The organism is Polaribacter sp., from assembly GCF_965656025.1.
Lineage (GTDB): Bacteria > Bacteroidota > Bacteroidia > Flavobacteriales > Flavobacteriaceae > Polaribacter.
In genome coordinates this window covers 20,754-32,651 of record NZ_CBFHJT010000030.1, presented here as the reverse complement: position 1 = coordinate 32,651, position 11,898 = coordinate 20,754, and the positions used below count along the sequence as shown (strand labels likewise).

Here is an 11,898-nt window from a genome sequence, read left to right as displayed (position 1 = left end):
GCAGCTTCTTCTTCGGTTAAGTTAACATTTATTTTATTCTCTACAGAAACCATTTTTAGTTTCGTTGCCAAATCTTGACTTACGCCACCAGCAACTTCTGTGTATAGAGAATCGTTACTAATTTTAGTTAAGTTAGCCGCTTTTTCAAAAGCATCTTGCACTCTTGCATCATTCCAATATTCATTTAAAATTTTAAAAACACCCGTTCTTTCTTTTTTAATAATAAATTTAGGAAACGTATTTCTAGTAATTGGCTCTTTAGCCTCATACGTATAGTAAAATTGTAGTTTGGCTCTGTCTGGTAACACATTTTTCTTGCCATTAATATATACATAACCATTTCTTAATTCTAAAGAATCACCAGCAATAGCCACACAACGTTTTACATAATTTGTTCTTTTATCTACAGGTTTGTAAGTAAAATCACCAGAGTTATCACCCCACATGGTTTTTAAAGAATCTACAGGCCAATTAAAACATACTATATCGTTGTTTTTAATTTTTTGTAATCCCGGAAGTCTTGTGTAAGGTAACTGAGGTTTTTTTAAGTAAGATGCAGTTCCAGTAAATGGTAAAGAATCGTGTACCATAGGCGCTGCAATAACCGTTGATGGAACTCTAGCACCATAATGAAACTTGCTTACAAACAAATAATCGCCCACCAAAAGTGTTTTTTCTAAAGAAGAAGTGGGTATGGTAAATGGTTGCATAAAGTACGTGTGAACCAAAGTTGCTGCAATAATAGCAAAGGTAATCGAGCTTACCCATTCTCCTAATTCCGAACGTGGTTTTATACTTCTATCTGCATTATAAGTGGCATCTGTAGCATAATTAATATAGTAGATGTAAAAACCTAAAGTAATAATCACTAAAAGTGAGTCTATTTTTTTATAAAAACCGAAAGTTCTAATGGTTTCTATCCAAATTACAGGAAACATTAATAGGTTTACTACAGGTATAAATAGCAAGATAATCCACCATTTTGGGCGTTTTATCAGCTGCATTAAAACAATTCCGTTATAAATTGGAATTGCTGCTTCCCATGCTTTTCTGCCTGCTTTTACATATAGCTTCCAAGTACCTAAAAAATGAATTACTTGTACTGCTAAAAAAAAGATAAACCATTCTGTAAATGTCATAATTTTAGTATTGTTGTCAGTTCGAGCGCAGTCGAGAAATAAATTCACGTTGTTTTGGTTGACCTCTCGACTGCGCTCGAGGAGACATTTATTATTTTAATTAGTTATTAAAAAACTAATTTGTTACATTTTTAATGGATGTTTAACACATCTTTCATAGAAAAAACACCTTCTTTATCTAAAATCCATTCTGCAGCAACTACTGCACCTAAGGCAAAACCTTTTCTATTGTGTGCTGTGTGTTTTATTTCAATGGAATCTACTTCAGAATTATACCAAACAGTATGTGTACCAGGAATTTCTGGAATTCTTTTAGCCACAATAGGTATGTTTTTTTCCGATGTTTTGTTGTCTAACTCCCATTTTTCTTTCGACGAATTTTCTATAATTCCTTCTGCTAAAGTAATCGCTGTTCCACTTGGTGCATCTAATTTTTTAGTATGATGAATTTCCTCCATCGAAATATCATAATCTTCTAAATTTTGCATCATTTTAGCCAATTGTTTGTTTAGCTCAAAAAATATATTAACACCCAAACTAAAGTTTGACGCATAAATAAAAGCTCCTTTTTCTTTTTTACAAAGATTTACAGCATCCTCATATTTATCTAACCAGCCAGTGGTGCCAGAAATTACAGGTACATTATTTTTTAGACAATTAGAAATGTTATCAAAAGCAGATGTGGGCACACTAAAATCGATGGCTACATCTGCTAAAGTAATATCTATTACGTCTTCCACATCTTTTTTTATAACAATTTCATGACCTCTAGAAATTGCAATTTTTTCAATTTCTTTACCCATTCTACCATAACCCAATAATGCAATTTTCATTTTTAAAAAGTATATTTTAGTGTTAAACCAACTTTTGGAGCATCAAACTGTATAGGATCTTGCACCAATGTTGGTCTAATTGATAAATTATCGTCTGTATTAAATTGAAGCAAGTGTGCGTTAACACTTGCTTCTACAATTTGTAAAACATAAAGAATAACCCCAGAAAGTAAAGACATATCTCTGTTTTCTCTTAACTGTTCTTGTGCTCTTTCTAGTGTTTCTAAGGAAACTCTTTCGTTTCCTAAATCGTCTGTAAATTCGTCTTGAAAACCATTTTTTCTTAACCGATAAGCAGTTCTATACCTTTTGTAGTTACTGTTATTTGTTAAGTAATAATAGGTTGGTATTGCTAAAGCGCCCCATACAACAGGTGCTTTCCAGTATTTTTTATTATAAATTTGACCCAAACCAGGAAAAATAGCAGAGTAAAATGCGGCTTTAGCTGGTGCTAAAGGTTTATATACACCCTGAGCAACAAATACATCACCTTTAATTTTTAGATCTTTTACTTTTGTAGAATCTATTTGACTAAAAAGTTGTAAAGAAAGAAAAACAATTGAAAAAAAGAATATGTTTTTTTTTGAAAACAATTATTTTAATAAGTTTTTTATGCGATTAAAATCTTCTTCTGAATGAAAAGGAATAGCTATTTTACCTTTACCATTATTAGAAACACTAACGGTTACTTTATGACCAAAAAACTCACTGATGTCTTTTGTACCATTTTTAATATATGCAGGTACTGTTTTTTTCTTTGGTTTTGTAACAGTGCTATTTTTTAAGCTTTTTACCAAATCTTCTGTTTGTCTTACAGAAAGTTTTTCTCTCAAAATTCGTTCGTAAATCGCTAGTTGGTCTTCTGTATTATTCACATTAATCATGGCACGTCCATGTCCCATAGATATAAAACCATCTCTCATACCTGTTTGTAAAATTGGATCTAATTTTAGCAAGCGTAAGTAATTTGTTACTGTAGACCTTTTTTTACCAACTCTTGTACTTAGTTCTTCTTGCGTTAATTGAATTTCATCAATTAAACGTTGATAAGAAAGCGCTACTTCTATAGGGTCTAAGTTTTTACGTTGAATGTTTTCTACCAATGCCATTTCTAGCATTTCTTGGTCGTTGGCAATTCTAATATAAGCAGGTATGGTTTTGTTGCCTATTAACTTAGAGGCTCTAAAACGTCTTTCTCCAGAAACTAATTGAAATTGACTTCCTTCTAATTTTCTAACAGTAATTGGTTGTATAACACCTAATTCTTTAATTGAACTTGCTAATTCTCTTAATGCCTCTTCGTCAAAGTATGTTCTTGGTTGATAGGGGTTTACATCAATTAAATCTAATTCTATTTCTATAATGCTTCCAACAACTTTGTCTGCGTTTTTATCTGCTGCAGAGTTAATGTTAGAAGATTCTTTTAACAAAGCAGATAATCCTCTTCCTAAAGCTTGTTTCTTGGTTGCTTTTGCCATTTTATGAATTCTTTTTTAATAATTCTTGTGCCAAATTTAAGTAATTTACAGCGCCTTTACTTGTGGCATCGTAAGCAATAATACTTTCTCCGTAACTTGGTGCTTCTCCTAAACGTGTGTTTCTTCTAATAATTGTATCAAAAACCATGCTAGAAAAATGCTTTCTAACTTCATCTACAACTTGATTAGATAATCGTAAACGAGAATCGAACATTGTTAAAAGCAAACCTTCTATTTCTAAATCTGCATTATGAATATTTTGTACACTTTTAATGGTGTTTAATAACTTTCCTAAACCTTCTAACGCAAAATATTCGCATTGAATAGGGATAATTACAGCATCTGCAGCTACTAGAGAATTTAAGGTTATTAAGCCTAAAGAAGGTGCGCAATCTATTAAAATGTAGTCATAATCATCTTTAATTTCTACCAAAGATTTTTTTAGCATATATTCTCGCTCTTGCTTGTCTACCAACTCAATTTCTATGGCAACTAAATCTATATGAGCAGGAATAATATCTACATTTGGCGAAGTTGTTTTTACAACAGCATCTTTTGCAGCAAGCGTGTGTTCTAATACGTGGTAAGTGCCACCTTCTACAGTTTCTACATCAATTCCTAAACCCGAAGATGCGTTTGCTTGTGGATCTGCATCTATTAACAAGACTTTTTTTTCTAAAACACCTAAAGAAGCTGCTAGATTTACACTGGTTGTAGTTTTACCTACGCCACCTTTTTGATTTGCAATTGCAATAATTTTGCCCATTAAAATAATACTATTTTTCTAAATGTAAAATTACATTTTTTTATGATTTTTAAAAGTTAAAGATGTTAACAAATGAATAAAATTTTAATTTACTGATATTTAGAGTGTTGTTTTGTTTTTTTTAATCTTTTTTCACAAATTAAAACAAAAAAAACCGAAGCTTTACCTCGGTTTTAAACTATTGTATTTTGTTTACTTTTTGGGTGTGTTTTTTAATATCTCTTTTAAAAAGTTCCAGAATTTTTGGGTTGATGAAATACTTGCACGTTCATCAGGAGAGTGAGCTCCTCTAATAGTTGGTCCAAAAGAAACCATATCTATTTTTGGGTAATTTTGCCCTAAAATACCACACTCTAAACCTGCATGACAAGCTGCAACATGCGCTTTTTCGCCATGTAAATCTTCATATAAATTAGAGACTATTTCTAATATTTCTGAATTAATGTTGGGTTGCCAACCAGGATATTCTCCAGAGAAAGTTACCGTAAAATTAGCTAATTCAAAAGCAGATTTTATGCTGTTTGCCAAATCTTGCTTGCCACTTTCCAAAGAAGAACGTGTTAAACAACTTATTTTTATATCGCCATTTTTTACTAAGATTTTTGCAATGTTGTTAGATGTTTCTACCAAGCCTTTAATATCTGGACTCATTCTATAAAACCCATTATGAGCTGCGTAAATAGACTGAATTAATTTTTTGCTAGTGTCTTTGCTCAAAGATGTTTTTGGAGTGTCTACGGTAGAAAAATTAATCTCTAAGTTAGGTTCTATCGTTTTGAATTCATTTTTAATACTTTCAATTTCTGAGGTAAAAGCTTTATTTACTAAATTAGTATCATTTTTATCGAATACAACTACAGAAACACTTTCTCTTGGGATGGCGTTTCTTAAACTTCCTCCATCAATTTCACAAACACAAATGGCATTTATTGCTGCATGATGCAAACGATTCATTATTTTATTAGCATTTCCTAAGCCTTTAATTATATCCATTCCAGAATGCCCACCATTTAAACCTTTTATTTCTAATTTATATGCGATGCAATTATCAGGAACACCAACTTCTGTATAACTTTTAGTAGCAGTAATGTCTACACCACCAGCACAACCCATGCCAATTTCATCATCTTCTTCTGTATCTAAATTTAAAAGAATATCACCTTTTAAAATACCAGCTTCTAAACCCATTGCACCTGTCATACCCGTTTCTTCATCGATGGTAAATAAAGCTTCTAAATTTGGATGTGGAATTTCTGTAGAAGTTAAAACAGCCATAATTGCTGCAACCCCTAAACCATTGTCTGCACCTAAAGTAGTACCATTAGCAGTAACCCAATCACCATCAATTAACATCTGAATACCTTGAGTATCAAAATTAAACTTAGTATCATTATTTTTTTGATGCACCATGTCTAAATGACTTTGTAAAACCACTGTTTTTCTTTCTTCAAAGCCTTTAGTTGCTGGTTTTTTTATAATGACGTTGCCAACTTTATCTACAAAAGTTTCTAAGTTTAGTTCTTTACCAAAATTGACCATAAACTGTATTACACGTTCCTCTTTTTTAGAAGGACGTGGTACAGCATTTAAATCTGCAAACATATTCCATACTTCTTTTGGTGCTAAATTTCTAACTTCTAAACTCATTATTTTATTTTTAAATTTCGATGCTCAAAAATACGTTTTTAAAGCGATGTTATAAAATTAAAAACCCACTAAAAAAGACAATTTAACGTCTATTTTAGTAGGTTTGAATGTTTTTTTATTTTAAAATATTTAAGAAATTTCTAGTACTGTTTCAGTAATGTTTTTTCTAACTTTTTCAAGGTCTTTCATATAATCATCTTCTGCTCTAAAACCAACTGGTAAAACCAATACAGATTTTAAATTACGTTCTTTTAATTGTAAAATTTCATCGTATTTTTCTGGATTAAACCCTTCCATTGGGCAAGAATCTATTTGTTGTGTTGCGCAAACTGTTAACAAATTCCCTAAAGCAATATAAGCTTGGTTTTTATTCCAAATAAATAATTCTTCTTGTGTTTTTTTTGTAATTTCTGCTGTTAAAAACTCTTTAAAAGGATTGATAACTGAATCTGGCGTTTTTCTAACTTGCTGTACTAGATTAAAATACGATTCTACTTCTTCTGTTGTATAATTGTCTTTTACACAAATAACAAGCAAATGAGAGACTTGTACAACTTGTTGTTGATTCCAAGAATGTGGTACTAACTTTTCTTGAACCTCTTTATTTTCTACCACCACTAATTTTAAAGGTTGTAAACCGTAAGAAGTAGCGGTTAAATTAAATGCTTCTTTTAATATGTTTAGCTGTTCTTTTGTTAGACTTTTATTTGTGTCGAATTTTTTTACAGCATAACGCCATTCTAAATTTTCTATTATGTTCATTTATCTTAATTTTAATACAAAAATAAGGCAATATTGTTGTTTTGTAAAAAGGAGATTATTGTATAAATTTATACAAGTATCAATTTTTTTGTACCTTGAAAACAAAAATTTATGAATGAAGATTTTCTACACTATGTTTGGAAATTTAAGTTGTTTGCCAACAATAATTTACATTTAACTTCTGGTGAAGGTTTAGAGATTTTAAAATTTGGAATGCATAATTTTAATGCAGGTCCTGACTTTTTAAATTCACAAATTAAAATAGATGGACAGGTTTGGGTAGGTAATGTAGAAATACATTTAAAATCCTCTGATTGGTATTTGCATAAACACGAAAAAGACCCAAATTATGATGCAGTTATTTTACATGTAGTTTGGGAACATGATGGGGTTATCTATATGAAAAACAATCAACCTTTGCCAACTTTGGTTTTAAAAGATTTAGTAGATATACACCTTTTAAAAAATTACAAAGTTCTACTGTTCTCCAAAAAAGATTGGATTCCTTGTGAGAAATCGATTAACAAAACAGATGATTTTATTTTAGAAAATTGGAAAGAGCGCCTCTTTTTTGAGCGATTAGAACGAAAATCATCTTTTATAAAGAACCTGTTAACTCAAAAAAACAATAATTTTGAAGCTGTACTTTTCCAGCTTTTAGCTAAAAATTTTGGTTTAAAAATTAATGGTGATGCTTTTTTAAGATTGGCTACATCTATGGACTTTTCTGTGGTGCAAAAAGTGAGTTTTAGTGAATATCAATTTGCAGCTTTGTTATTTGGGCAAGCAGGGTTTTTAGAAGAAGCATTAGAAAATGATTATCACTTAGAACTTAAAAATGAATATCAATATTTAAAACATAAATACCACTTAAAACCGATTTCTAAAGCACAATTTTCTTTTTTTAGAATGCGTCCTAATAACTTTCCAACCATTAGAATTGCACAATTGGTTGCGGTGTTTACAAAACAGAATAGTTTATTTTCTAAATTGATTCATTTAAATGATTTACAGGCTATCTATGATTTGTTTGCTATTGAGGTACACTCTTTTTGGAAAACTCATTATCATTTTGATTCGATTTCAAAAAAATCTCCAAAAAGACTCACAAAATCTTTTATCGATTTATTAATTATAAATACCATTTTACCTTTAAAATTTTTGTATCAAAAGAGTAGAGGAGATGTAGATGAAGATTCTTTTTTATCGCTTATAAAAAGTGTAAAGCCAGAAAAAAATAGTATTGTTTCTAAATTTTCTGATTTGGGTATTTTGTCTAAAAATGCTTTTGATACCCAGGCTTTGTTGGAGCTTAAAAACAACTATTGCGCACCCAAACAATGTTTGCGATGCGCAATAGGAAAAACTATTTTAAATAAAAAGTAGTTTATTTTGGGTCTAAAATATTGTTAACCATTGCCAAAGCATCTATGTAATGGTATTTTGTTATTTTATTTACAGCTCTTTTACTTGCTGCATTTAATTGATATTTTAACGTAGATAATTCACCGCGAACAATAGAAGGAATGTCTGTGTTTTGTACAGACTTGTCTTCCATTAAAGATTTCATTCTGCCAATAAAATATTTTTGTAAATTTCTTCTATAAACATCTACATTTTTGGTAGCATTTGTTTCAGAAAAAATACCTTTTCTTAAATCGCTAATCATATCTACAACAGCGTAATTATTATTTTGAATAACTTCTGCATCTATCATTCTATTTAAAGTTCTTGTGCTTAAAATACTTCTTAAATATCTGTTTTGATAGTTTCCAAATCTTGCTATATAACCTGCCTCATCAATTTTATTTAAAATATTTTTACTTAACAACCAATCTTGTGTTTTAAAAACATTTTCTTGCAACCATTGCATAGCTTCTTTTTGTTTGTTTTTTGATACGGGCACATAAATACCTCCAGATTGAGATGGTTTTTTATTAAACTCATAAACACCACCAATATTTCCTGCAACATGCCCTACATATCTGCCCCAAACACTTAATAACTCACCATATAATTCGCTTAAATCTTCATAGTTATTAGTTTGATTAGAAGTCCAATTTGGTAAATTTTTCGCTACAATTTTTAAGTTTTTTACACCATAAGTACTCGATTTTACTTGGTCGTTTCCAATACCTTCTGTTTGTGCAGATGGGTCAAAACGCTGCCCACCAAATCTATAAATAGGATTGTCTGCTTTGTCTGCAATCCACTTGTCTAAAGTAGCAACTTCATCTGCTGGTTTTTTAGCTGATGGTATTTTACGATATCCCCAATTAATTGCATAATGATCATAAGGGCCTAATTGTCTTATAAAACGGATGTTTTTATCTCCTGGTTGTGCCACATAATTATACCTGGCATAATCCATAATAGTTGCTGCAATTCCGTTTTTTTGAGTAAAATCTCCATTTCTTAAATCTTCTGTATCATAAGCATAACTTGCAGCCATATTGTGAGGTAAACCTAATGCATGACCAACTTCATGCGCAATTACCATTCGCATCATGTCACCAATTTCTTCATCTGGTGTATTTAAAGTTCTTGCAGAAGGATTTGCAGCGCCCGTTTCTAATAAATATCTATTTCTGTAAGAACGTAAATGGTTGTGATACCAAATAATATCACTTTCTAAAATTTCTCCTGTTCTTGGGTCTGATACACTTGGCCCTACTGCATTTCTTGTGGTACTTGCTACATATCTTATAGAAGAATAACGTACATCCTCCATAGAAAATTCAGGGTCTTCCTCTTTTGTTGGTGGCATTTTTGCCATAATTGCATTTTTAAAACCGGCAGTTTCAAATACTTTTGCCCAATCATCTACCCCTTGTTTTATATATTTTCTTAATTTTTTGGGTGTTGCTGGGTCTAAATAATAAACGATAGGCTTTACAGGTTCTACTAATTCGCCTCTATTATAAGCAGCCCAATCTTTCGGTTCTAAACGCCAACGTCTAATATATCTTTTGCTATCAGCTTTTAAGGCCTCTGAACTATAATCTACATTACCGATAGAAAAATATCCCACACGTTTATCGTAAATTCTTGGCATCATTGGATTTTCTGGTAATAAAATCATAGATTGATTGATGCGCATTGAAATAGTATTTGTAGAAGTATTACTTGGTGGCGCATCTGCATCAAAAGTAAAATCTTGTACAACTTCTATGTTTTCTGGATAACTTTTTACACTATTTATAAAACTCCTAGAGGCGTCTAATCTTCTAACTTTATAGTTTCTTCTATAGTAAGAAGGTAAACCTGAAATTGCTTTTACATCTGTTGAAAAGAATTTTGTAACGTCTATTAAAACAGCTGTTGAATCTGGGTTTTGTGTTTTGATATCAAAAGCATAAATAACAGGTTCTAAATTGTTTGCTTTTACAGATTTATAAATAGGTAAAGAATCGTTTGCAATGGCATTGTAAGACTTTACTTTTAATAATATTTTATTTTTATAGTGCTCCCAAACAATTACTTGCGTATTTATTTTAGAACCAGCATTTACATAACCACCACCTAAACCTGCTGGTAATTCTTTAATTCTAGTAACTAAAAGCATGTCTTTATTTAAAAGACTTTTAGGTATTTCATACACATAAGAATCTTTATTGTTATGAACTTTAAATAATCCATTATCTGTTTTGGTGCCTTTTTTTACAAAATCTGAATAATTTTTTGAGTTACTTTTTTTAGAAGTTGATGCTTTTGGTTTTATTTGTTTTTTTAAAACTTTACTGTTTTGTGGAGAACAAGCAAATAGTATTAAAAAAGCAAATGATAAAAATATTGTTTTTTTCATATTTAGGTTTGTTGAAGTTTAATGTACTAAATTATTAAATAGATTATATAAAATTCTTATAAGACTGTTAAAAAAAAAAGAGCATAAAAATTAATTTATGCTCTTTTTTTATTTTTATCGGTTAATACAAACTCTTGTATTTTTGTGGATTAAATTCGTGCATTATTTCATAGACCTTTTCAAAGATATCTTCTGTTGATGGTTTTGAAAAATAATCTCCATCTGTACCATAAGCAGGTCTGTGTGACTTTGCTGTTAGTGTACTAGGTTTGCTGTCTAAATATTTATAGCCATCTTGTACTTCTAGTATTTCTTGCAAAATATAAGCAGAGGCTCCTCCAGGAACATCCTCATCAACTACTAATAATTTATTTGTTTTTGCCAAACTTTTAACACAATCGTGATTTAGGTCAAAAGGTAAAAGACTTTGAGCATCTATAATTTCTATATTAATATTGACTTGTAATAATTCCTTTGCAGCTTCTTCTACCAAACGTAAGGTAGAACCGTAAGAAACTATGGTAATATCTGTACCTTCTTTTACAGTTTCCACGAAACCAATAGCCGTTTTAAAATCGCCTAAATTTTTAGGTAATTCTTCTTTAAGTCGATAACCATTTAAGCACTCTATTACTAATGCAGGTTCATCGCCTTCTAACAACGTATTGTAAAAACCAGCAGCTTTAGTCATGTTTCTTGGTACCAAAACATGCATTCCTCTTACGTTATTTATAATTCCTCCCATTGGTGAACCTGCATGCCAAATACCTTCTAGTCTGTGACCTCGTGTTCTGATAATTAATGGTGCTTTTTGTTTACCAAAACTTCTGTAATGTAATGTTGCTAAATCATCGCTCATTATTTGTAAGGCGTACAATAAATAATCTAAATATTGTATTTCTGCAATGGGTCTTAACCCACGCATTGCTAAACCAATTCCTTGGCCTATGATAGTTGCTTCTCTAATTCCTGTATCAGAAATTCTAATGTCTCCGTATTTTTCTTGTAAACCTTCTAAACCTTGATTTACATCTCCAATATAACCTGCGTCTTCACCAAAAATAACCACTTCTGGATGTTTTTTTAAGATGGCATCAAAATTATCTCTCATGATAATTCTTGCGTCTACCATGTTCTTTTCTTGTGAGTATTGAGGTTGTTTTTCTATAACATTTAATGCACCAAGATTACTTTCGCTTAATAAAAATGAAGAATATTTTTCAGAAGCATCTTTTAAGCTAGCTTTTATAAAATTTTGTAAAGCAATTTTTTCTGGGAAATTTTCTTCTTTAAGATACCTTAGCGTTTTTCTACAAGTACTCAAAATATCTTTTCTAATTGGCTCAACAATTTTTTGTAAATCAGCTTTGTGTTTTTCTATAAATGCGCTGTTTTTACTTTTAGAAGCTACTTGTTCTAATAATTGTAAAGCTTTTTCTACTTCTTGTTTAATTTCGTTGTTGTGAGC

The 11,898-nt window shown here is 30.7% G+C and carries 10 protein-coding genes; 1 reads left to right on the top strand and 9 read right to left on the bottom strand.

What is annotated here, in order from left to right; genetic code table 11:
• The 7 genes from lepB to ACTG3S_RS07585 all read right to left on the bottom strand — a co-directional run.
• Positions 1-1,139, bottom strand: a 1,139-nt coding sequence (lepB, locus tag ACTG3S_RS07615; protein ID WP_439128755.1) for a signal peptidase I, incomplete at its 3' end; no start/stop codon positions are given.
• A 131-nt stretch (positions 1,140-1,270) separates the two neighbouring features.
• Entirely contained in the window at positions 1,271-1,972 is a 702-nt protein-coding gene (gene dapB, locus ACTG3S_RS07610) for a 4-hydroxy-tetrahydrodipicolinate reductase (protein WP_439128754.1), read from the bottom strand.
• Positions 1,973-1,974: 2 nt separating this feature from the next.
• Positions 1,975-2,565, bottom strand: coding sequence for a DUF5683 domain-containing protein (locus tag ACTG3S_RS07605; protein ID WP_439128753.1), 591 nt, complete (start codon positions 2,563-2,565; stop codon positions 1,975-1,977).
• Positions 2,566-3,450 carry a ParB/RepB/Spo0J family partition protein gene (locus ACTG3S_RS07600; protein ID WP_439128752.1) on the bottom strand — a complete coding sequence of 295 codons (885 nt, stop codon included), beginning with the start codon at positions 3,448-3,450 and terminating at the stop codon, positions 2,566-2,568.
• A 1-nt stretch (position 3,451) separates the two neighbouring features.
• A complete protein-coding gene (locus tag ACTG3S_RS07595; protein ID WP_439128751.1) occupies positions 3,452-4,216 on the bottom strand; it encodes a ParA family protein in 765 nt (254 codons plus the stop codon).
• Between the two features lie 192 nt (positions 4,217-4,408).
• Positions 4,409-5,863 (bottom strand): aminoacyl-histidine dipeptidase, encoded by a 1,455-nt coding sequence (locus ACTG3S_RS07590; protein ID WP_439128750.1) that lies wholly within the window; start codon positions 5,861-5,863, stop codon positions 4,409-4,411.
• Between the two features lie 129 nt (positions 5,864-5,992).
• Positions 5,993-6,625 (bottom strand): NAD(P)H-dependent oxidoreductase, encoded by a 633-nt coding sequence (locus tag ACTG3S_RS07585; protein ID WP_439128749.1) that lies wholly within the window; start codon positions 6,623-6,625, stop codon positions 5,993-5,995.
• A 111-nt stretch (positions 6,626-6,736) separates the two neighbouring features.
• Here ACTG3S_RS07585 and ACTG3S_RS07580 point away from each other — a divergent pair, with 111 nt between their 5' ends.
• Positions 6,737-8,011: a DUF2851 family protein gene (locus ACTG3S_RS07580; protein ID WP_439128748.1), complete on the top strand. Its 1,275-nt coding sequence runs from the start codon at positions 6,737-6,739 to the stop codon at positions 8,009-8,011.
• Position 8,012: 1 nt separating this feature from the next.
• Here the strand turns inward: ACTG3S_RS07580 and ACTG3S_RS07575 are convergent, their stop codons facing one another.
• Complete coding sequence (locus ACTG3S_RS07575; RefSeq protein WP_439128747.1) at positions 8,013-10,430, bottom strand: zinc-dependent metalloprotease; 2,418 nt, start codon at positions 10,428-10,430, stop codon at positions 8,013-8,015.
• A 121-nt stretch (positions 10,431-10,551) separates the two neighbouring features.
• On the bottom strand, positions 10,552-11,898 hold a 1,347-nt coding region (locus ACTG3S_RS07570; RefSeq protein ID WP_439128746.1), incomplete at its 5' end, for an alpha-ketoacid dehydrogenase subunit beta.

Bases quoted from the DNA above. Each gene is read 5' to 3' on its own strand.
- ACTG3S_RS07590 (WP_439128750.1), bottom strand. From the start codon at position 5,863: ATGAGTTTAGAAGTTAGAAATTTAGCACCAAAAGAAGTATGGAATATG.
- ACTG3S_RS07575 (WP_439128747.1), bottom strand. From the start codon at position 10,430: ATGAAAAAAACAATATTTTTATCATTTGCTTTTTTAATACTATTTGCT.
- ACTG3S_RS07595 (WP_439128751.1), bottom strand. From the start codon at position 4,216: ATGGGCAAAATTATTGCAATTGCAAATCAAAAAGGTGGCGTAGGTAAA.
- ACTG3S_RS07600 (WP_439128752.1), bottom strand. From the start codon at position 3,450: ATGGCAAAAGCAACCAAGAAACAAGCTTTAGGAAGAGGATTATCTGCT.
- ACTG3S_RS07580 (WP_439128748.1), top strand. From the start codon at position 6,737: ATGAATGAAGATTTTCTACACTATGTTTGGAAATTTAAGTTGTTTGCC.
- dapB (WP_439128754.1), bottom strand. From the start codon at position 1,972: ATGAAAATTGCATTATTGGGTTATGGTAGAATGGGTAAAGAAATTGAA.
- ACTG3S_RS07585 (WP_439128749.1), bottom strand. From the start codon at position 6,625: ATGAACATAATAGAAAATTTAGAATGGCGTTATGCTGTAAAAAAATTC.